Source organism: Virgibacillus sp. FSP13 (genome assembly GCF_054048505.1).
Genome location: NZ_JBSVKG010000008.1, coordinates 84,458 through 106,250 on the forward strand (window position 1 = coordinate 84,458; position 21,793 = coordinate 106,250).

Here is a 21,793-nt window from a genome sequence, read left to right on the forward strand (position 1 = left end):
ACGGTTTTTACCGGATCAGCACAACAATAGGCACGTTTTCGATGGGAGCAGCGTTCATTCTCATCTCTCTTGTGTTAGCTAGGGAAAGGGGGTGACTAAATGGGAATATTCTTTAATCACGAAACCCGTAGCTTTACAGAAGAAGAAGCGGAAACATTAATTAGTATGTTGCCCGGTTTTACTGGAACAGCAACGTCTTTTGCATCTGCCAAAGCGATAGAAAACAGTGATGTATTCACAGTTATTAATTTGTTGGCTAGTGATGTCGCTTCATTAGATATTAATTCATTTAAAAATGGTGTAGTTGAACCCAATAAAATAATGGAATTTCTAAACATTAAACCCAACGGATTATATTCTGGTGGAACACTTAAATTTATTATTACAGCTAATGCTCTGTTAAATGGTGAATCATTCTGTGAAATCGTCAGAGGTAAAAATAATAACGTCATCGCCTTGCGTCATTTGAAAAATTCACAAGTCGTAATTAAATGTGATGCAGAAACAAATTTTCGACTTGTCTATGATGTTTATGAAAATGATAAAAAAGACATTAAAAGACGTTTGCAAACAACGGATATACTTCATTTTAAGTTCTTTACTTTAGACGGCATTCATGGTGTAAGTCCGTTGAAAGCACTAACAGATGATTTATCTATGCAAAAAGACAGTAAACGGTTCTTGGCCAACTTCTTTAAGAACGATACACAAACAGGTGGCCTGCTGAAAATGAAGCACGGTAAGCTATCGAAAGAAGCCAGGGAAAAGATAAGAGAAGAATGGCAAGAAGCTAATGCGGGGGTTAATAATGCCCACAAGGTATTAGTTATTGATGACACATTCGAGTATGAACCTATAGAAGTTGATACAGAAATATTGAAATTGATCAATGCCAGCACATTCTCCACAGAAACAATAGGGAAGGTGTACCGCATACCACGTCACAAATTAGGTTTAGAGACTTCTAATATGTCTTTGGCACAGGCTAACTTGGATTACCTTACATCAACTTTAAACAGTTATTTAAAGGTTATTACGAATGAATTGAATAACAAATTGAACGGTAATTTTAAATTTGATACAGCACCTTTTAAGACAGCTGATGTAGAAACGCACACCAAATTAACATTAGAAAAGTTTGACAAAGGGATCATTAGTTTAGATGAAGCCAGAAAACGATTAGGCGAAATTCCACGAGGTGATGAATTTGGTAGTAAACACTTTTTCAGTTTAAACTACACGACTTTAGACCAATTAGAAGAATATCAGATGACTAAAGCAAAAGGCGGCATGAAAGGGGGTGACAATAGTGGACAAGACGGAGACGAGGGAACTGGTAACGAATAAAATCGAAATTCGTGAAGATGATGACGGCAACCGTACATTATCCGGGTACGCTGTTAAATGGGAGAAGAAATCACAAGTCTTAGGATTGTTCTATAAGTTTCGTGAACAGTTTAAAAAGGGCGCTTTTCTTGAATCGTTGAATGACGATGACCAGCGCTTTTTATGGTCTCATGATTTATCCAAAGTGCTAGGTCGTACCAAAAACAGCACATTACGGTTAAAAGAAGATGATGTGGGTTTGCGGTTTGAATTGGATTTACCTTCTACCACACTTGGTAACGATACCTATGAATCTATCAAGCGCGGCGATGTTGATGGAGTTTCGTTTGGGTTTAGGGCAGAAGATGATGAGGTTGATGAACCGGATGATGATTTGCCGTTACGTACTGTCAAGAAAGCTAAATTGATGGAGGTTTCAGCGGTTGCCTTTCCCGCATATCCAGATAGCGAAGTAAGTGCTAGGGGTTATGATCCCATGAAACAACACGACAATGAATTGAAGGCTTATAAAGAAGAACAAGTATCAAAAATTAAAACATTAATTGATTTATAGAAGGAGAACGATAAATATGGATAGACTAAAAGAAATTGAAGCACGTTTAGCGGAAATCCGCGAAATGCTAGAAAATGATGAAAAACGCGGTGATGCTAAGTTTTCAGATTTAGAAAAAGAAGTTCGTGAGTTAAAAGAAGAAAAGGCAGAAATTGAAGCGCGCCAGCGTATGTTGGATGATGATCCGGTCGAAAATCCGAAAGAACAACGCGGCAGCGACTATATGCCGCAGGAACCAATCGAGCCGAATGATGAACAACGAGATGCTTTCGAGACTTATCTTGAAACGCGTGATATTACGACTGATGGTTTAAAAACTGATGAGGGGTATGTTGTTGTTCCAGAAGAAGAAAGTAAAAAAATTATTGAACTTGCGGACGACATCGTTAGTTTAAAGAAATTTGTAACAGTGAAGCCGGTTTCTACCCCGAGTGGTACACAACCAGTCAGAACAACAGCTAAAGCGACATTAAAAACCACTCAAGAACTAGCCGAAAGTCCAGCTATCGGGGTGACGCCTTTTACGGAAGTCGATTACAAAGTCGAAACAAAACGCGGTTATATTCCATATTCAGAAGAATATAAACAGGATGGGATCAATTTAGCGGGTGACTTAAAACAATTTATCGGTGAAGTGGTTGTAAATACTGAAAATGATGATATTCTTGCTGAATTATCCACTGTTCGCAGTAAAACGGTAAAATCAGTAGATGAGTTAAAAACATTAGTTAACACGGGATTCAGCGCAGGCAAGAAGAATCGTATCAAATTCTTGGTAAGTCAATCTGTATTCGATAATTTAGATCGTATCAAGGATAAAAACGGTCGTTATCTGTTGCAAGAATCAATTACATCTTCAACTGGATACAAATTACTTGGTAAAGATGTTGAGGTGCTTGACGATGAATATTTCCCAAATAAAACAACAATGTTTGTTGGCGACCTGAAAGAAATTGTCTATTTCGATCGTTCACAAGTTCGCGTGCAATGGACAAGCTATCTTCACTTCGGGGAATGCTTAGGGGTTGCTGTACGAAACGATACAGGGAAAGTTGAAGATGAAAAGACAAAGGTTAACATCTATAAAGTAACGGTCAACATCCCAACTGAACCAGAAGCAGAATCAACTGGGGACGGCGGCGTAGCATAAGGAGTGGTTAGATGCTTAGCTTAGAAAGAATAAAAGGACATTTGCGAATCCCACACAATCTCGAAGATGAGGTAATACAGGAATATATTGAATGGGCGGATCATGATGTTGCGGAAGCCGTGTTTGATAGTCATGATCCGAAACTCGATAAAAAATCTCTTGAAAACGATCCGTCTTATAAAAAAGCTGTGACTATGCTAACGTCCTACTATTATGAAAACAGACTAACAATGTCGGAACCTAACATTAAAGAAGCACCGTTTTCGGTTACTCATGCCATTCAAACATTACGGGCGCACAGGGATAGATACCTATGAATAAAATGCGATTTGATTTTTCTAAGTTGGATCAGCCCGTAGGTATTTATGAGGTGAAATCAGTAGTCGAGAACGGAGTGCCGCAAAAACCGAAACCGGTGCTATTTTTAAAGTGCTTTGCACATGTTGAGTCTGTTAGTCTTAAAGACTATTCAAACAGCGTACAGTTAGGCACGCAGTACAATATCAAAGTGTTTATCCGTAACTATCCTGGTATCACAAACAAGATGACGATAAAATATAACGAACAAGAATACAACATTAAACAGGTTTTGTATGATTATCGTCAAAGCGGATTTAGTGTACTGGTCGCAGAGGAAGTGGGCAGATCATGAGTGTAAAAATTGAAGGTATGCGTGAATTGATATCTAGCCTTTCCAAAAAAGAAGAGGACGTTAAACGTGCTGCGAGGTCAGGTAATCTAGCGGGCGGTAAGGTTGTTATGGATGAATTGAAGCGTAACGTGCCACAAAGCGAATATGACGGCCCTAATGCACAGGCTAAGCTAGTTGATGCTGTTACCATGAGTGGCAATCGCGCAGATAAAGGTACAGGAGAATCCTATGTTACGGTTGGGTTTAATAAAAGCGCAAATTTCCGGGCTCATTTTCAAGAGTTCGGTTCTATATCACAAAGCCCGCAAGGTTATATGACAAAAACTGTTCAATCCACAGAGAGAGAAGTCGCTAAAGAAATGGCCGATGCGATTAAGAAGGTGTTAGGATGAATGATCTAATAAAAGGGTTAGATTTATATGAAATAAATTCGTTGGATATTACCTATCGGTTGCTGACGAGTGATAGCGGGTTGATCTCTCTTGTGGGTGATAAAAGTAAAATTTTTAAATACCACGTACCAGAAGAATTTAGGAATCAACCGCCTATTATTAGAATTAGCCCTATTTCTGAATTACCGACAGAATACGCTGACAATCAACAACTTGCTTGGGATTGTATTGTACAAATTGATGTGTGGGATTATTCGGATGCCAGAAAAATAGCATTAGAGATTAATAAATTGATGAAAACAATCAACTTCCAACAATCAACACCAACGTTTGAATTCGATCCAGATACGTACTTAATGCGTGACGGCAGACGTTATCGAGGAAAAATACTAGCAGATTTAAAGACTTACTGATGTAGGTCTTTTTTTAATGCAATAAATTAATAAAGGAGAATGAAAATGGCAGAACCAAAGAAAAAGAATTTAAGCGCAACTGTCGGAGTAGACAAACTATATTATGCAATTTTGCAAGATGATACAGAAACAGGAGTTACGTATAACGAAAAAGTAAGGCTCCCATTTTTGCAAAACATTAACATTGAAACAGAACAAGAAATCGCAAAGGCATTCGGTGATAATAAAGTTGCTGAAATGGCAGTATCGACCGGTGTTTCTACGGTTGAGTTCCAATTCCACAGCCTACCCCTAGAGGATCGAGTTGCGCTCTTAGGACTAGAGGATGAAGATGGATTGATTTTACAAAAATCACAAGTTAACCCGCCATATGTTGCAATTGTGCTCGAAAAAACAAAAGCTGACGGTTCCGCGGAACTGGTTGGATTAACAAAGGGTATGTTTACATTACCGCCAACAGAAGCGCAGACACAAGAAGATTCGCTTGAATTTGGAAGCGACACAATTAGCGGTGAGTTTTCAAGTCGTATATTCGATGACGTTTCCCAAGTATTTGCTCATATCGGGAAAGGTGATGAAGCAAAGCGTCAATCATTCATGGATAAGGTGTTTAATACAACTACTACTGACGGCGGAGCCGCATAATCGAGTGAGTTTATTCTCACTCTCTTTTTCTATTAGGAGGGAAAATAAATGACTGTTAAATATTATGACAATAAAAGCAAAAGCATAACACTTGTGACTGATGTAAAAAAAGATGATTTAGAAACAAAAACATTCCAATATCCGTTTTTTGTTAAAGGTGTATTTACTAAAAAGGCGATTGATTTAGGTGCTGAACTTGAAGAAAATGAATTTGTTGTACCTGGTGATTTATTTGATCGGATCACTAGCTTCATCGTGGAGTTATATAACAAACAATTCACGTCAGATGAACTAACAAACGGAATTGATGCAGGGAAAATTATAGAGACATATATTTCTATTTTGATGGGTGTTTTGCAAGGCGATTCAAAAAACGAGTAGACGGTGAAGAGGAACTGAATGAAGAAGATTTCAGCTTCATTAAACAAAAAGAATGGATAGACGAACTCTTTGCCGGCCTTTTAAAACAATATACTCTAACAGAAATTTATGAAATGGATGTATTGGAATTATTGAGATTAACCAATCGACAAGTGAACAAGAAAAAAGAATCTAAGAAAACGGATTCTCTTTTCGCAGCGTTCGGGAAATAAACGAAGAAGGGAGGTATATACATGGCAACAAACGGCACACCAGTAGGAAATATGGTCATTAAAGTAGATTTAGATAGCACGGGTGTAGAAAAGTCTATGACAGGTTTACAACGTCAATTAAAATCATCCAATAAAGCGATGGGCGCTCAACTTTCTGCATTTAATCGTGGCGAAAAATCAGCCAAAAAATATGGTGTGCTAATTAAAGGACTAACCAACAGGCACCGCATTCAAGCACGAATGGTAGAAGAAGCCAGATCAAAATATCAAAGCATGTCTAAACAGTACGGTAAAAACAGTGTTAAGGCTCAAAAAGCGGCACAAAGTCTAAATGAACAAATTGCACGTTATCAAGAAACGAGCAGAGAGTTAGACAACGTGACCGCTGAATTTAAAGAATTTCAACGCGTACAGGAAACCCAATCCAAAGGTTGGTATAAAGTCGCGGATGGTATGGATAAATTCGGCGGAAAGTTAAAAGCAACCGGTCGCAGGATGGATGAAACAGGTCAATCATTAACGCGTAATGTTAGCTTGCCCTTGGGTATTGTTGGTGGACTTGCTATTAAAACAGGCGCCGATTTTGAAGCGGGTATGTCAAAAGTAGAAGCTGTTTCTGGTGCAAGTGCTGATGAAATGAAAAAACTAGAAGATAAAGCGCGTGAAATGGGTAAAACTTCTGTATTCAGCGCGAAAGAAGCCAGTGATGCGTTTTACTATATGTCTCTAGCTGGTTGGGATGCGTCTGAATCAATAGACGGCATTTCTGGTGTTATGGATTTAGCAGCTGCATCCGGCGAGGATTTGGCTAGTGTGTCTGATATTGTGACAGACGGACTCACAGCGTTCGGCAAGGAAGCGAAAGACAGCGGACGAATGGCTGACATACTAGCCGCCGCTTCAGCTAATGCAAACACGGATGTAGCCGGACTTGGAAAAGCGTTTGAATACGTTGCTCCAGTGGCGGGCGCATTAGGTTACACTATGGAAGATGTGTCGAAAGCAATAGGGCTAATGGCCAACGCGGGCATCAAAGGAGAAAAAGCGGGAACTGCATTAAGGACTATGATGACAAACCTTTCTAAGCCTACCGCTGCAATGAAAAAGGAAATGAAAAAACTTGGAATATCATTGACTGACAGCGAAGGAAACATGAAGTCATTTGATGATATTATGGGTGATTTACGAAAAAGCATGGGTGGTCTTACCAAAGAACAACAAGCATCTGCCGCAGCCACCATATTCGGCAAGGAAGCTATGTCCGGCGCCCTGGCGGTCATTAATGCATCTGAATCAGATTATGAAAATCTGACTGACGCAATTAAAAATTCTGACGGCGCCGCAAGCGAAATGGCTGACACAATGCAAGATAACCTCGCAGGCAGCGTTAAAGAGTTAAAATCTATGCTAGAGGATTTATTTATTGAAGCATATCAGAATCTTAAACCCGCCTTAGAATCAATCATCGAGAAAGCCAAAGATTTAACTCAATGGTTCGGCGATTTAAGCCCGAAAACACAAGAAAACATCGTTAAATTTGGATTACTTGCAGCTACAGCAGGCCCTGTTATAAGTATTATGGGAAAACTATCATTCGGTATCGGCAGCGTAATGCAAGCTACAGGAACGCTAACTAAATCAATAGGTGTGGGCAAAAAAGGTTTGGTTGGAGCGATGACAGCGGGATTAACAAAAACAGGAGTAGTTGGTCTGGCGATTGCAGGAGTGGCCGCATTAAGTGTGGGAGTTTATAAGTTAGTTAAGCACTCTAAAGAAGCAGAAGAAGTCAATCTCGATGTAGCAAAGTCATTAAGTGATCAAGCCGAAGAACTCGATAAAAGTGCAGATACATTCGAAAAACTGTCTAAAAAGGCAAAAATCAGTAATGATGAGTTGGCTAGGTTAAACGATTTGAATATTAGAATTTCTGAATCGAGTAATCCTGGCGAGATCAATGAACTGCAAAAACAATATGATTATTTAGCCCAAAAATCCGGTTTGTCTAAAGATGAAATAAAAAGATTATTTGACGCAAACAAAAATATCATTGATCAGACACCGAAAGTTAAAAAGTCCGTATCAGATCAAGGAAATGCGTTTGCTAAGAATACTGATACTGTGCGTGAGTATATCGATTCGTTGCACGAAGCTACTTTGATTGAATTAGAAGGCCAAAGAACAGCTGCGCTTGAAAGAGAAAAAGAAATCACAAAATCTATTAAAGACGACCAGAAAGATATAAACGCACTCAAACAACGGTTAACCGTTTATACCAACGCGCACAAGTTAAGTGAAGAACAAGTGGCTGCACGAATTAAAGAAATCAACGGGCTTTATCGCGATGGTAATATAAGCAATAAGAAAAAAGAACAGTTGATGCGCGAGCAGACGGCATTAATGGATATTCAAAGCGGGAAATATGCCGAAGCTATCAATGATATTCAAAGTCAAATTGATAAAAAACGCGAATCTGTTAATAAATCTCAAGAGGAATTAGACAAAATAAATGCTTTGAATAATCAAATGGCTAACCTTGTATTAAAACAAGCGGGTATTAATGCAGAAGGTGAAAAAGGACTTGCTCAACTTGATAAATCGATTGCAAAAAACACGCAAGAAATAGCCCAATTAGAACAAAAGCGGATAAAAAATAGCGAACTTACCGTAGAAGAACAAAAACGACTAGATAAATTAAAGAAAACAAACCAAAAACAAATAGAAGCCAAACAGTATTTAAACGATGAACTAGGTCTTTACAAAGACATAAACTCTTTAGCAAATCTAAAGTTGAAGAAACTATCAAAAGAAAAGCAGAAAAAGATAGAGAATCTAGGCAAGACAATAGAAATTAAAACAGAAGAAGGAAACATCGTTAAGAAAATACAACAAAAGAACGATGAACTTCTTGAAGAAAGAAGAAGATTAGAAGCAAACCGCAAAAAACGTGGTGCTAACAAGAAAAAAATTGATGAACAAATATCCGCCATTGATCAGAAAATCTTGTTGAACGACAGTGTGCTTGAACAAATGCTTAAGGAATTAGGCGTTTGGGATGATGTAAAAGATTCCATTCATCGTGGGTCTGATGAAATTAGCGAGAAAAACAGAAAAATCGATCAAGGAACAAGTAAGACCAGAAAACAAGGCGATCAAATAGATGCTAACAACAAGAAGTCGCAAAAAGGCGTAGGCATTGAAAAGAAACGAACAAAAGAAGCCGGAAAAGATGTAAAGAAGGAAATAGATGTTGATGATAATGGCGATGTGGACAGGCTAAATAAGGAAGTATCCAAGAAGAAAGATAAAACTGTCGATGTTTCTTGGAATCCACTTAGAAGCATAGGAAGTCTCATTCCTAATGTAATAGATGTTGGGGTTAACTTTTTAAGCAATACATTCGGTTTTGCGAAAGGGACACCACCACAAGGAGCCCCGGGCGGCGCGGCAATTGTTGGTGAAAAAGGTAGAGAGTTAATTAAGACACCAAGCGGCGCAACATTCTTATCGCCTGGTAAAGATACAATGGTTAATCTGCCGAGAGGAACTCATGTTATACCTAATCGTGAAACCGAACAAATACTAAAGTCAACACCCAAATATGCAACGGGAACAAATGACTGGCAAGGTTTATTCGACTTTGAAAGGTTAAGAAATAATGAGTTTATGAAGTTGTTAGCTTTAGTCAGCAAGAGTAGCAATCGCAAAACAAGCAAACGAGGTTCCAGTGGCGTCGTCGATAATAAACACCTTGAAAAGATAGTAGATAAATTATCGGAACAAGTAAACGAAACGAAAGAAGTTATAACATTGCTTGTTAAAATACTAGCGAAAGACAACAACTTTTACGTTGATAACATGCAACTAGCCAAGGTTCTTGCCAAACCAATAACCGAAGTACAACAACGCAACGAAATCCAAAACATGCGCGCAAAGGGGCGATAACAATCGGATTTACGTATAAAAATATACACAGTAGCAAATTTAATTTAGCAGTACAAACCAAGCCCAACATCCTACCACCTATCAATCTGAAAACACAAAGCGTCCCTAATTTACCGGGGGCGCATTTTAATGGATCAGGATTTGATATGTTAACAATTGAATTGGAAGTTGGGTTTGTTGCAGATGATCTTAGAGACTATCATGTAAGATTGCGAGAATTGGCTGATTGGTTGCGCCCCGATGTCCCGCAAGTATTAATTTTAGATAATGAGCCGAATAAATTTTATTTTGCTGTTTTATCCGGTAATACAGACATCGAGCGATTGGCAGGAAGGATGGGGCAAGGCACACTCACATTTATCTGCCCCGATCCCCACGCATACGAAGCAATCAAACGCAAAGAAACACTACCTGCAACTGTACTAAATGAAGGCACAGCGGAAACATATCCTACATTCGATTTGACAGTCACACAGGATAGCACACGAGTAGAAATAGCAAATAATAGCAACCTTACACCGCAAGGAACACCACGATCTATCATTCTAGGGCAGATCAAGCAAATAGACCAAACACCGAAAGAGCGCAAGACATTAGTATTACACGATTCCATGCAATCCACATCCGGTTGGCAAGGTGCTAGTGACGTAGACAGTGGATATGTTAGTGGTTCGTTTGGTGTGGATGAAAACGGCTTTTACGTAGAACAGTGGGGCGATGAAAATGGTGAAGGGATAAAAAGTGACTGGATAGGCCCATCATTGCAACGTGCATTGCCTAAGCCTTTGCATAGTTTTCAATCAGATATTTACATCAAAAACATGAACGAAACTAACTTAAATGGCATTCCTGTAAACCCAACATCCGTAGGCATTATCGAAGTATACTTACGTGATGCAAACGATCAAATGGTATGCAAAATTAGTTTTGGTGATTCGTGGGACAACGCACAACAAAACGGCGGTGCTTTTGTCACAGCAGGTAAACGATATAAAGCGCGTCATGATCGCCCGGGTGGATGGAATAATTTTGATGGATTAATACGAATTGTACGTGACAGCGGTTATTATTATCCATATATTGCACAAATCATCAATGGTCAGCACACAGGGATAGTAAAGATGGGTACTATTATTCCGGGCCCCGGAATCGGTTCTAACGACATTACAAGTATACAAGTTGCTATGCGTAAATGGTACGGAGCTGTTCGCATGTATCAACGCATTAAAGAAATTAAAGTTTGGGATGCATTAGGTGAATTCGATTATGAAACAGAAGTGCCAATGGAGTTTAAAGCGGGAGATAAATTACACATTAACAACGCAACTGGATTGACATTGTTAAATGGTGAGCCAAGAACAGATTTACTGTATGTAAAAACAGACTTTTTCAGTTTGTTAGAAGGCAGAAACAGAATCAGCTTGTCAGATAATGTGACAGGCAATATTGAGTATAGACACAGATTTTTATAAAAGGAGTGGGAACATGTCATTTACAAATTATTTAGAAGCAAAGGTATTAGACGATAATTTTGTTAACGGTACAGTCTATTTAGCATTATTTACAAGTGATCCGGGTGAAGATGGAACAGGCACAGAAGTAAGTGGTGGTGGATATAAACGACAAGTAATTAATTTTGGTGCACCTAGTGGTGGTCAAATTACGAATAGTGCGGAAGTACGTTTTCCAATTGCCACAGCTAGCTATGGAACAATAACACACGTTGGGGTTTATGATGATACTGATAATTTAGTAGATTACACAGTGCTAGATTCAGCACGAGAAGTACAAGAAAATGACCAATTTGTTGTTGATACAAGTGGTTATACAATCAGTTTAGATTAGGAGGCGGTTAAATGCCACGGTTAAATGCAGCAAACAATGCAAATAGTACGCTTTCTAGTGCTATTGATAGTACGCAGACAACGATTGATGTTGTGGATGCTAGTGAGTTTCCGGCTGTTCCTTTTCGATTAACGATTGATGATGAAATCATGGAGGTATCAGCAGTCAGTGGTAATACATTTACGGTTGAACGTGGGCTGGAAAACACCACAGCTACATCACACAAAAGCGGTACAAAAGTAGAGAATAATTATACAGCCGGAACGCATAAAGAATTAGCGGATAAGGCGGAAGTACAAAGTTTACAGACGAATCTTAATGAACATAAGGCTGATTATATGCCACATGATAGCGAATTAAATCAATATTTAAGTGGTAAAGATAGCGATGGAATATACACTGTAACAGATTTTGAACGACCCGATGGTACATTGTATTTAAAAAGCACGTTGTCTAATACTGATGCTAACGGTAATTATCGAACAGTGACTTGGGATTTTTATGATGAAAGTGGCAATTTAGATGTAACTAAAACATGGTCATTATCCTACGACCAAGACGGAAAAATTGAAAGCAAGGTGATTACATGAACATAGACCACGTGCTGACAGCACACGGTCTGATGGGCCGAGGGGGTCAAAGTGAAGTTAACCCTCCTAGTAATTTGTTATTAAGTGATTTAACGCATGGTGACAATGCGACTATATCGTGGGGCTTGTCAAATGATGCGTTAATTGGTTATCGTTATAGGTTATTTGTTAATGGAAATGTGGCGCTTGAGGAAGATACGTTAAGCACATCAGTTACCATTAACAGCTCTAATTTTAGTGTGGGCGATAATGTCTATTTCGAAGTAAGGGTAAGACGCACAACAGAGCATAGCGGAAGTAGTTATGCAACGTCACAAACGAAAACGGTTGATAAAGGCACGCAATCAGCACCAAGTTCGCCATCAGTGTCCGATATTGACTTTGACCGAGCAACCGTTAATGGCGGAACTGGCACAGAAGTAAGACTTGATAATGGTGCTTGGTATGATAGCCCACATACATTTACAGGACTAACCGAAGAAACACAATATACCGCTTATGCTCGTTATAAAGAAACGAGTACGCATTACGCAAGTGATATTAGTAGTGGGAATAGCTTTACGACAGCGAGTGAAATTGATGATACAACAGGTAGTCCAGGTCCTAAGAATTTAATTGCAGGCGATATGCAGGCTGGCTTTTTTGGGGAAGTTCCCGCAAGTGAATTGATGAACGGAACGCAACTAGCAAGTGCTATCGGGCTATCAGCGGGAACTGCTCAACATACAAATGAACCGTACTTAAAATTTGCTTATGAGGGAAATATTCAATTCGTTGCTAAAAAGACATTTAGATATAGTTTGTCGTGGGATCAGATAGATGCTGCTGATGCGGTGTTTGGTAAAACGATAACGATTGGTGGTAGACAGTATAAAGTCAGATTAATGCGTGGTGCTGAAAATAACCCTGCAAATTCATTTAATGATGCTGATAAGGATGCTATTGGAAGTGAATGGAATAATTTAATGCTTCCGATTCATGCGCGTGCTTCAAGTGGTGAATGGTCTTATCCGCAGTATGTTGGTGATGTTGACGATTGGGGTATTGGGTTTACAGACGAGGATTTACTAACATCTAGTGATTACGGGAACGGATATACATCTTGGTGTCAAGAAGTTAACGATACAACAACAACTAGACGTGTTGCCCGGGGCGGTGGAATAGTGTCGAAAGGGGCAGAGCACATTCAGTCAGGGACTCACGACTTTTATTCTATTGCTTATGGATGGCGACCGGTTCTTGAACTTCTCTAATTTCTACTCTCTGCTTTTAGGGCGAAAGCCCGAACGCAGGCAAGTATAAAAGGAAGGTGATAATATGCTACAACGAAAAGGTGGGAAGTGGCGACTCTATCCTATCCGCGTGGAATATACGCAACATGGCGAAACGATTGAGCAGTGGGCGGTCGAGGGTAAAGAATGGTGGATAGATTTTGCGGAAAAATGGGATCATACGACAGTCGAAGGATTTACAGAAGTCGAATTATCCGATGAGCAGATTGCTAGATTTGAACAAATCAAGGACATGCCCGAAGATTTTATGGATATGTATGTTGATTATATATTGACTGGAAGCGCTTCAGACGACATAGAATTGCCGACAAATCACCCGTTTCAAGTGATTAGATTGAAAAAGGAAAATGAATCTTTACGAATTGAAAACAAGCTAATCAAAGTACAGTCGCAAGCAATGTCAGACCGCGCTGACTTTATTGATGATGTCATCGCAGAAATGGCAATGCAGGTATATCAATGATCAAGCGTTTTATAACATTTATACTATTAAAATTAGGAGATGATGAAATGATGGCAATGTTTTTTGCACAACGAGTGATTTTAGGGAAAACAGCGTTTGAGGAAGTGCCAAGCACGTTACAGCCGGGCGTGTACGAGCATTTGAAAGACAGCGGGGTCGAATTTTTGGCAGGTGACTATGAACCGCCGACAAATGCTTAATGCGCATAAGGATCATTATATTCAGTAAACCAAACACCCTAACAAGGTGTATTTTTTATGTCTAGAAAGGAGGTGCCCGCTTGTTTAATAAACAGTACAACATCCAGTACAACTCAAACGGCATAAATGAAATAAATATATCCGTAACGTCACGCACACAATCTACATCAACCGCAAGCGCATCTGTTCAAAACGGAATCATATCAAGAACAACATCACAAACAAGTATTACATTTAAATTAGAACATCACACATCTGTTGCATCTGAATCTAACAGTCAATCAACTGTAAATGTTAAACGGATCATGCGCCAAATGATTAAGTCACAATCACAGTCATCTTCAAATCTAACATATCTTATCCAAAAGCATGTTAAGTTGAAATCTGTTAGTCTATCAGAATCAAACGCAAAGGCGCATATGCGCTTATATGGTAGTGCGACATCTAGTACACAATCGAGATCAAGTGCACGCGCAGACGTTTACAGTTACGCGCCACCTATTGATTACAAATCACTAGAACAAACGCCGATTTGGATTTATGACAAAGACGAGCAATTGCAATTGGTATTGCTGCCACGTAATCAGACAGAGAACGATGAACAAGCAATACCATACACAAACGGATGGTATACCGAACAGCTAAACGGCAAAGTATCGCTTGAATTCGAAGTGCCAGCCATGCCAGATACCGCACTAATCGAACCAGATGGTCGTGCGGTTATCCAGGATCAAGACGGTAATTTCGTAGAGTTTATCATACGACAACCAGAAGATAGTTACGGTGACATGTCAACGAAAATAGTATTTGCGGAAGGCGCGGACTATGAACTCATAGACGAATGGGTGCCAAGCTACACACAAGCATCTGTGGACTTAGAAACAGCATTAACAGCAGTATTACAAGGTACACGTTGGTCGGTTGGTGAAATTGGTTATTTCGGCGATAAACCCGTTGATTTAAAACGATTATCTGCTAAAGCCGCCGTCCATAAACTAACAGAAATATTTGGCGGTGAACGTAGGTATAGAGTAGAAGCGGATCACAACACGATCACCAAACGCTATATTGATATACTCCCTAAACGCGGCGAACGAACGGGCAAGCGATTTGAAGCAGGAAAGGACATTGTATCAGCGAGAAGAACACCGGACACAACAGGCATTAAGACAGCGTTATACGGTTATGGTGCTAGTGGTGAAAACGACGGGCCTCGTTTAACGTTTGCGGACGTTGAATGGAGTAAAGCGAAGGGTGATCCAGTTGATAAGCCATTAGGGCAAACTTGGGTAGGCGATCCCGAAGCATTAAATAAATGGGGCTATGATCAAGGTAGGCGACACAGAAAAGGCGCTTACGATGGGCAAGAAGAAGATCCTGCTGAACTCTTACTCAACACATGGAATCACCTGCAAACGATCAATGATGCTGTTTATACGTATGAACAAGATGTGATTTTACTTGAACAGTTAACAGGCTATGATCACGAAAAAGTACGGTTAGGCGACAGTGTGGATAGCATCGTGCGTGACGTTTATCCAGCCATTGAAACAGAAGAAACGATTATTGAGTATCGGCAGAATTTGAATGACGTTACGCAATCAAAAGTTACGTTAGGCTCCTTTAGGCGGTATTTTGACACCAATGAAGCAGTTAGAGATGTACAAGAGACTGTCAATGATAATCAAGGGAATTGGAACAACAAGCCTAATAAGGATGAAGTACAAGGCGAGATTGCACAGAAAGTCGACGAAGCAATACAGGAAGCGCAGGAACGGATTGATCAAGCTAAAACAGAGTTAGAACAAGCTATGAAAGATATCGAGCAAGGGCAGATTGATTTACAAGATGCACAGGCATTGATTGATGATACGATTGCCAATCCACAGGACTATAAAGGCTCTATCGAAGGTCTTATAATTGCAGAAGATTTAATCGTTCAAAACGCGATAACGGCTTACAATGCAACCGTAACTGGCACACTGTTAGCCAATAATTTAACGATTATGCAGGCAACGATTGATAAAGCGAATATTATTGATGCTAACATACAAGATGCAACGATTACAGGAACCCTTGATAGCGTGGATGGAAGGTTTGTAGGCGAATTAATTGGTGCTAGGATTTATGCGCAAAATACAGTCTTTGTCGGGGACGAATTGACAGTAACAAAAACAATCAACCTTGGAAACTTTTACGATGGCGCAAAATCGAAAATAACATTTAGCGACAGGGCTTCATTGCGAGCGACGGATTTTGGAATTGAATGTACTGGAGATAGTTTCCGAATTGAAGGGAATGGCGGAAATAGCGTGGAAATGGTCAAACATCCCGAAAATCCAGCATTGGAATTTTACTACACATCAGCGTACAAAAGTCGGGTATTTCAAGATAACGATGACTCGTATCGCCTAAAATTAGAATCTCGAGACGGAGAAGGCGCATCTATTTACCTTGATCCTAATGGCACAATTTATTTTCTTTATAACGGAAGAGTGTTTAAGACGTTTTACTCAAATGGAATTATAGAATAGGAGGTTTCAAATGGAAATTAAAATAATAAATGTAAATTTTAGACACGACAGGGAATGGAATTTAACCACAGTCGATGTGCAATTCAACTGCATTAGTGATGCATTCCGAAACCTAACAGGTGGATTTGAACTGTCACCCGAACAATACGCAGGCAATGAAACCAACGATAAATTGGTAGCTATCGCCAAACAACGTCTTGTGGAGGGATTGAAATAATGGAGCAACAAGTAAGTATTAGTGTCAAAAGCCTAACGGATGATATTGCTAGAATGGCGCAGGAAAAAGCTATACTACAGTCGCAAATTGAAACGTTGCAAGCAGAAAATCAGAAGTTAAAAGAAGTAAACGCAAAGTATGAAGAATTAAAGCAGGCATATGAGGATAAAGAGAAGTTAGACAAATAAGCAGTTAGGGGGTCGAGAATGGACAAGGAGATGGAAGATATGTCGATATGGCAGAATCACGAACAACGGATCACGACCTTAGAAGTCACAATGTCCGGTCTGTCCTCAAAAATGGATAACGTGGAAAACACAGTCAAAGAAAGCAATAAGGAACAAAAGGAGCTACTCAACACGATAAATAATCGTATGGTTGACGAGTTTTTCAGCAAAAAGAAAATTAATCTAAACAACGGATGGAAACTACTTTTCACTTTATTAGGTGGAGGTAGTTTTATTTATTTACTGATCGAAAAAATATTTTAGGGAGTGGATGAAATGAAGTGGAAAAATTACGGATTATGGGTAGCGCTAGGATCATTAGTGGTCATGCTTGCGAATGATGCATTTAATGTAGCGCCTAGCGTGTCAGAACCTTATGTAGATGCGGTATTAACGATATTAATTGCAGGTGGAATTATTTCAAATCCAAGCAAAACGAAAGGATTTAAGGATAAAAGAAAGAGGGTGAAGTAAATGGGTGCAATCATTGACGTGTCACACCACCAACGATTCAGCAAGTCAGCCTATGACAAATTAGCAAAACAGGTCGATCTTGTAATCGTTCGCACACAATATGGATCGAAGTTGATCGACCGTGAATACGAAAGACATCATAGAGAATTCCAGAAACGCGGTGTACCTACTGCTGCCTACGCTTGGGTTCGTGGCGTATCGAATAATGATATGGAAATAGAAGCGACTGACTTTTACAACCGTACAAAAGCGCACAAGCCCACTTTTTGGTTTCTTGACGTAGAAGAAAAATCAATGTCGAATATGCGTAGTGGTATCTCGCATTATGTTAGAAAACTACGTCAGCTAGTTGGCAATGATCGAATTGGTGTTTATATTGCGCATCATCATTACCGAGACTTTAATATTAATACGAGTGAATTTGATGCGGTTTGGATTCCTCGTTATGGAGGGTACGAGCCCGCTTACAGGTGTGATCTTCACCAGTATACGCAATACGGCGAGTTAAACGGATATAGCGGTAATCTTGATCTTAATCGCATTATTAGCGATAAAAAGTTATCGTATTTTACGAAAAAGGGAGCGTTGACAATGGATCAGTATAAAGATTTGAAGCAGGAAAACGAAAGACTTAAAAAGGATATTGACCGTTTAGAAAAAATGTTCAATAAATTAGATAAAAGCAAACTAGACAAACGCCCGAAGAATGATGATGCTTGGGATTCACACGTTGAAGGTTTCGACTGGTTGAAAGAGCAGGACATCACAAAAGGGAACGATCCACACTTATTTTTATCTAAAGAGCAATTCGCAACGTTATTAATGCGTTACGATGATAAATCAGAATATCTGCCTGATTGGATGTATGACGCTATTGTGGATCAGTTTGATGGTATTAAGGATTATCTCAAGAAACCGGACGAGTGGAAAGAACGATTAAAAAATCATGATGTGAAAGTACCGGAATTGCTAGGCGTGCTTATGTTGTCGTTTTTGAGGAAAGATGAGATTGATGCTAGGAAAGAAGTTAATAAAGGGAGATTAGGTAGGAGATAACATGCAAAAAGCCCCTCTACTATGTGGAGGGGTTAATATCTTCAATACTTCTCATTTCCTCATTAATCCTTCCGATCGTTCTTTTGATCGCTTCCTGTTGTTCCCTTGATTTGCTATTGACTAATTTATCGAGTAGCTTTTGTTCTTCCTTGTAGAGATTTTCCATTCAATCAGTCCTTTCATTTCTTTCATTTCTTTCATTTCTTTGTATAAAAATCCCCATAATGCACACCGAATAAGTCCGCTAATTTAAACAATTGCGGGATTGATGGATATGTTTTGCAAGTACACCAATTAGACAGGGTGTTATTTGAAATCTCCATATACTCACATATGTAGGGTCTATCGTATTGAGATTCCTTTATGTATGGTCCAATTAAGCTAATTATCATTTTTATCACCTATATACTTATTCGACATTCCCTCTTATAAACCTTTCACAATATTTTTGGGTAAATCACAATTAAATTTGTAATAGTACAAGTCAGTACCTACATAAGATTTACCAAAGTAGCTAAAAAAACAATAACCAAAGCAATTACAAAAGTAGCAGATAAAGTATCACTACATTAGTAATTAAGCTATAAAGCAACAAATGGGAAGGAAATAAAATAGTGTTCCCAAAGGAGCGAATGAAATGAGTGAGAGAAGGGAGGGTGTTTTTTGAAGCTGATGATAAATGGCAAAGCGCCTAGTTGGTGGATAGAAGAAAAACCCGAAACAATCGGGGAGTGGTGGAATGATCTAGATTGGAAAAATTACGATATTCCAGATCACTTTGTTTCACAAGGAGGTGGGGATGTTTTAGGTAGTAATATTATTTTCCAATCAGATTTAACGCATAATGTTTTCCAATTTGTCTCCCACAGAATGAGCGTTGCTGCTAATGGTATTGTGAATGAGTTCATAAACATTTTTCCGTTTTAACATCACGATTTTACAGCAGGAGGTTATAACATGATTTTTGACGTATCTTTAGGTTGGTATGCGGTTTTGTTTATGGCGGTGTTCGGTGTGGTAATGGTTGTTTTTGCTTTTTTGGATAATAGGGGGATGATTAATTCATTACTTGTCAAAGGGGTGTTAGGTTCAGTCTGTTTAGTTCTAGTTGTATACGCAATTAAACAAGTGCCGTTTTTCTAAGGAGGGGTAATTTGTTAGCCGAATTAGGTTTTTCTATGATTGGCGGTTCGTTGATAATTGGAATGATGCCTGATTTAAGCAAAAGGAAAATTAAAACTAATTTGATGAAGGCATTCGAAAACGCTGAATTATACAAGAAAAAGGATAAGAAAGAAATATTTCCTAAAACCTTAAGAATAGATGCTAACGACAAGTGTGTGACGATCGTTTTCAGTGTTCCGAAAGGGATTAATCCCGAACAATTTGAAAAGCAACTATTCGTCTTTAAACAACATTTTGGAAAGCATATTAATTTGAATGTAGACGAAAAAAGGGGAGTGTTGAAAATTTATCCTACTGGTTTACCAACAAAGTTTAATTATGACTATGACAATATAAAGGAATCCATCGGGGAACAAAAATTACCTGTTGTTTGCGGAATGAATCTAGAAGGCAATATTTATAGTTTTGATTTAATCAAATATCCACATATCCTTTTATCTGGCGAAACCGGAAGTGGTAAATCATCGGGAATAAGGGGCATTTTAACAACACTAATTAAAGCAAAACAACCGAATGAATTGCGATTAGTATTAGGTGATTTAAAGCGTTCGGAGTTTCATTTATTCAAGCATATAGAGCATGTGGAGGGTGTTTATCATTCTGCTGATACATTACGCCCGGAGTTGAAGAAAGTTAAGCGGGAGATGGTTAAAAGGGGAAATAAACTAGATGAAGCTGGGGTCAATAGCATTGACGAGTTAGAGGGAAAAATACCTTATATTATTGTTTGCATTGATGAGGTTGCGTTGTTAAAGAAGGAAACTGATGTAATGGATATATTAGAGGAAATATCAAGCATTGGAAGGTCATTAGGAGTATTTATCATGTTATCTATGCAACGTCCTGACAGCAAGCTATTAGACGGAAAATTGAAGGTGAATCTAACTGTCAGAATGGGATTTATGACAGCTGATAAATCAAACGCAAAAATAATCGGTACCCCCGGGGCAGAAAAACTTAGTACATCCGGTCGAATGATATTAAAAGTAAATTCTAATTTGCAGGAAATACAATGCCCGCTGTTAGAAAATAAAAAAGCGAAGAAGCTGCTAGAATCTTATAAAAAAGAAGCCCTCGTAAAACAAGACCCCATAAATGAAGCTGATAATGAATACGCAAAAGTGATGGAGTTGTTTAAAAATGAATAAGCGTGATTTACAAATAATAAGCGACTTAGAACGCTTTCGGGTGATGAGCAGGGATGATGTCACAGAGTTGTATTTTTCCCATTTAAAGAACCCGATCACGAATGCAAACACCGTATTAAAACGACTGGCCAGAGATAAACAAATTGAAGTTAGCAGATCATTTAGCCCGTATGTTTATTTTCCTTATGGATCCACTATGAAAAGAAACTCCACTAAAATTCCGCATTTCTTAAAAATCGTAGAAGCATACAAACAATTATACCAATACACTAGACCTCAAAAGTTCATTGTTGAACCAAAATACAAGAAGGGATTGGCAGAGCCGGATATATTTACAGTTTTTAAGAGAACGCCTTTCTTCGTTGAAATACAGCGTAATTTATATTCTCAGAAGGTTATGGATCAAAAAATAAAACGATATGAAGCGCTAATGTACTCGGGTGAATTTCTAGATCAAAAGTTCCCATTCATTATCATGATTAGTGATACGCAATATGAAATTGATTCAGATGTTTTAACGGTGTTCCAGGTAACGTCTATCCACGAGTTTATGAGGAACATCGGAAAGAGAAAAAAGACTTTGGATAGGTCGAAGGACATTAAATTCAAAATTGGATAGGGGGAATCAACATGAAGTTGATGCGTATGGAGCCAAAAACGATAAGAGCTAGAAGAGTTTGCCCGTTTTGCGGAAAGGAAAAAGAAAATTTTTATGGAAGTATGTGTACGGATTGCATGAGCCAGTAAATTATTAAATTATAGGAGTGATCATATTGAGTAAATTTATTAAATGCCCAGAGTGTAATTCGATCGAGGTTATCAGTCGTGTTTTTGTAACGGGTTCTACCTACGTATGTATGCAGACGGGTGAATTT

27 protein-coding genes are annotated in these 21,793 nt (G+C 38.8%); 26 read left to right on the forward strand and 1 reads right to left on the reverse strand.

Going from position 1 to position 21,793, the window contains the following annotated elements:
- Window positions 1-99: 99 nt before the first annotated feature.
- The 22 genes from ACW2QC_RS09345 (at window position 100) to ACW2QC_RS09450 (ending at window position 18,585) form a co-directional block, all read left to right on the forward strand.
- The gene (locus ACW2QC_RS09345) at window positions 100-1,347 is read left to right on the forward strand and encodes a phage portal protein (protein ID WP_457543698.1); all 1,248 of its coding nucleotides are present in this window, start codon (window positions 100-102) and stop codon (window positions 1,345-1,347) included.
- Entirely contained in the window at window positions 1,310-1,900 is a 591-nt protein-coding gene (locus tag ACW2QC_RS09350) for an HK97 family phage prohead protease (RefSeq protein WP_457543699.1), read from the forward strand. Before ACW2QC_RS09345 ends, ACW2QC_RS09350 begins: the two co-directional genes overlap by 38 nt.
- 16 nt (window positions 1,901-1,916) lie before the next feature.
- On the forward strand, window positions 1,917-3,050 hold the full coding sequence (locus tag ACW2QC_RS09355) for a phage major capsid protein (protein ID WP_457543700.1): 1,134 nt from the start codon (window positions 1,917-1,919) through the stop codon (window positions 3,048-3,050).
- Window positions 3,051-3,061: 11 nt separating this feature from the next.
- Window positions 3,062-3,367 carry a head-tail connector protein gene (locus ACW2QC_RS09360; RefSeq protein WP_457543701.1) on the forward strand — a complete coding sequence of 102 codons (306 nt, stop codon included), beginning with the start codon at window positions 3,062-3,064 and terminating at the stop codon, window positions 3,365-3,367.
- Window positions 3,364-3,702, forward strand: coding sequence for a phage head closure protein (locus ACW2QC_RS09365; RefSeq protein WP_457543702.1), 339 nt, complete (start codon window positions 3,364-3,366; stop codon window positions 3,700-3,702). Before ACW2QC_RS09360 ends, ACW2QC_RS09365 begins: the two co-directional genes overlap by 4 nt.
- Window positions 3,699-4,094 carry an HK97-gp10 family putative phage morphogenesis protein gene (locus tag ACW2QC_RS09370; RefSeq protein ID WP_457543703.1) on the forward strand — a complete coding sequence of 132 codons (396 nt, stop codon included), beginning with the start codon at window positions 3,699-3,701 and terminating at the stop codon, window positions 4,092-4,094. Before ACW2QC_RS09365 ends, ACW2QC_RS09370 begins: the two co-directional genes overlap by 4 nt.
- On the forward strand, window positions 4,091-4,507 hold the full coding sequence (locus ACW2QC_RS09375) for a hypothetical protein (protein WP_457543704.1): 417 nt from the start codon (window positions 4,091-4,093) through the stop codon (window positions 4,505-4,507). The genes ACW2QC_RS09370 and ACW2QC_RS09375 overlap by 4 nt, the downstream gene beginning before the upstream one ends.
- Before the next feature lie 45 nt (window positions 4,508-4,552).
- Window positions 4,553-5,152, forward strand: a complete 600-nt coding sequence (locus ACW2QC_RS09380; RefSeq protein ID WP_457543705.1) for a major tail protein — start codon at window positions 4,553-4,555, stop codon at window positions 5,150-5,152.
- Between the two features lie 48 nt (window positions 5,153-5,200).
- Window positions 5,201-5,533, forward strand: coding sequence for a phage tail assembly chaperone G (gpG, locus tag ACW2QC_RS09385; RefSeq protein ID WP_457543706.1), 333 nt, complete (start codon window positions 5,201-5,203; stop codon window positions 5,531-5,533).
- A 233-nt stretch (window positions 5,534-5,766) separates the two neighbouring features.
- Window positions 5,767-9,687: a phage tail tape measure protein gene (locus tag ACW2QC_RS09390; protein ID WP_457543707.1), complete on the forward strand. Its 3,921-nt coding sequence runs from the start codon at window positions 5,767-5,769 to the stop codon at window positions 9,685-9,687.
- Between the two features lie 2 nt (window positions 9,688-9,689).
- Window positions 9,690-11,159 carry a distal tail protein Dit gene (locus tag ACW2QC_RS09395; protein ID WP_457543773.1) on the forward strand — a complete coding sequence of 490 codons (1,470 nt, stop codon included), beginning with the start codon at window positions 9,690-9,692 and terminating at the stop codon, window positions 11,157-11,159.
- Window positions 11,160-11,172: 13 nt separating this feature from the next.
- A complete protein-coding gene (locus ACW2QC_RS09400; RefSeq protein ID WP_457543708.1) occupies window positions 11,173-11,532 on the forward strand; it encodes a phage tail fiber protein in 360 nt (119 codons plus the stop codon).
- A gap of 11 nt (window positions 11,533-11,543) precedes the next feature.
- Complete coding sequence (locus tag ACW2QC_RS09405) at window positions 11,544-12,122, forward strand: hypothetical protein (RefSeq protein ID WP_457543709.1); 579 nt, start codon at window positions 11,544-11,546, stop codon at window positions 12,120-12,122.
- Window positions 12,119-13,375 (forward strand): hypothetical protein, encoded by a 1,257-nt coding sequence (locus tag ACW2QC_RS09410; RefSeq protein ID WP_457543710.1) that lies wholly within the window; start codon window positions 12,119-12,121, stop codon window positions 13,373-13,375. Before ACW2QC_RS09405 ends, ACW2QC_RS09410 begins: the two co-directional genes overlap by 4 nt.
- Window positions 13,376-13,439: 64 nt before the next feature.
- Window positions 13,440-13,877, forward strand: a complete 438-nt coding sequence (locus tag ACW2QC_RS09415) for a hypothetical protein (RefSeq protein ID WP_457543711.1) — start codon at window positions 13,440-13,442, stop codon at window positions 13,875-13,877.
- Window positions 13,874-14,077: a hypothetical protein gene (locus ACW2QC_RS09420; RefSeq protein ID WP_457543712.1), complete on the forward strand. Its 204-nt coding sequence runs from the start codon at window positions 13,874-13,876 to the stop codon at window positions 14,075-14,077. Before ACW2QC_RS09415 ends, ACW2QC_RS09420 begins: the two co-directional genes overlap by 4 nt.
- An 80-nt stretch (window positions 14,078-14,157) precedes the next feature.
- Complete coding sequence (locus ACW2QC_RS09425) at window positions 14,158-16,611, forward strand: phage tail spike protein (RefSeq protein ID WP_457543713.1); 2,454 nt, start codon at window positions 14,158-14,160, stop codon at window positions 16,609-16,611.
- Between the two features lie 10 nt (window positions 16,612-16,621).
- Window positions 16,622-16,828 (forward strand): hypothetical protein, encoded by a 207-nt coding sequence (locus tag ACW2QC_RS09430; RefSeq protein ID WP_457543714.1) that lies wholly within the window; start codon window positions 16,622-16,624, stop codon window positions 16,826-16,828.
- Window positions 16,828-17,016, forward strand: a complete 189-nt coding sequence (locus ACW2QC_RS09435; protein ID WP_457543715.1) for a hypothetical protein — start codon at window positions 16,828-16,830, stop codon at window positions 17,014-17,016. Before ACW2QC_RS09430 ends, ACW2QC_RS09435 begins: the two co-directional genes overlap by 1 nt.
- An 18-nt stretch (window positions 17,017-17,034) precedes the next feature.
- Window positions 17,035-17,319 (forward strand): hypothetical protein, encoded by a 285-nt coding sequence (locus tag ACW2QC_RS09440; RefSeq protein WP_457543716.1) that lies wholly within the window; start codon window positions 17,035-17,037, stop codon window positions 17,317-17,319.
- Between the two features lie 12 nt (window positions 17,320-17,331).
- Complete coding sequence (locus ACW2QC_RS09445) at window positions 17,332-17,529, forward strand: holin (protein WP_457543717.1); 198 nt, start codon at window positions 17,332-17,334, stop codon at window positions 17,527-17,529.
- Complete coding sequence (locus ACW2QC_RS09450; RefSeq protein ID WP_457543718.1) at window positions 17,530-18,585, forward strand: GH25 family lysozyme; 1,056 nt, start codon at window positions 17,530-17,532, stop codon at window positions 18,583-18,585.
- 19 nt (window positions 18,586-18,604) lie between these two features.
- Here ACW2QC_RS09450 and ACW2QC_RS09455 read toward each other — a convergent pair whose 3' ends face one another.
- Window positions 18,605-18,751: a hypothetical protein gene (locus tag ACW2QC_RS09455; protein ID WP_457543719.1), complete on the reverse strand. Its 147-nt coding sequence runs from the start codon at window positions 18,749-18,751 to the stop codon at window positions 18,605-18,607.
- Window positions 18,752-19,248: 497 nt separating this feature from the next.
- On the opposite strand from ACW2QC_RS09455, the gene ACW2QC_RS09460 reads away from it, so the two are divergent.
- From ACW2QC_RS09460 to ACW2QC_RS09475, 4 genes are read left to right on the forward strand one after another with little or no spacing between them, the layout of a single operon-like run.
- Window positions 19,249-19,512, forward strand: coding sequence for a hypothetical protein (locus tag ACW2QC_RS09460; protein ID WP_457543720.1), 264 nt, complete (start codon window positions 19,249-19,251; stop codon window positions 19,510-19,512).
- A 30-nt stretch (window positions 19,513-19,542) separates the two neighbouring features.
- Window positions 19,543-19,728: a hypothetical protein gene (locus tag ACW2QC_RS09465; protein WP_457543721.1), complete on the forward strand. Its 186-nt coding sequence runs from the start codon at window positions 19,543-19,545 to the stop codon at window positions 19,726-19,728.
- An 11-nt stretch (window positions 19,729-19,739) separates the two neighbouring features.
- Window positions 19,740-20,918 (forward strand): FtsK/SpoIIIE domain-containing protein, encoded by a 1,179-nt coding sequence (locus tag ACW2QC_RS09470; protein WP_457543722.1) that lies wholly within the window; start codon window positions 19,740-19,742, stop codon window positions 20,916-20,918.
- Window positions 20,911-21,537 carry a hypothetical protein gene (locus ACW2QC_RS09475; protein ID WP_457543723.1) on the forward strand — a complete coding sequence of 209 codons (627 nt, stop codon included), beginning with the start codon at window positions 20,911-20,913 and terminating at the stop codon, window positions 21,535-21,537. Before ACW2QC_RS09470 ends, ACW2QC_RS09475 begins: the two co-directional genes overlap by 8 nt.
- Window positions 21,538-21,793 lie beyond the last annotated feature (256 nt).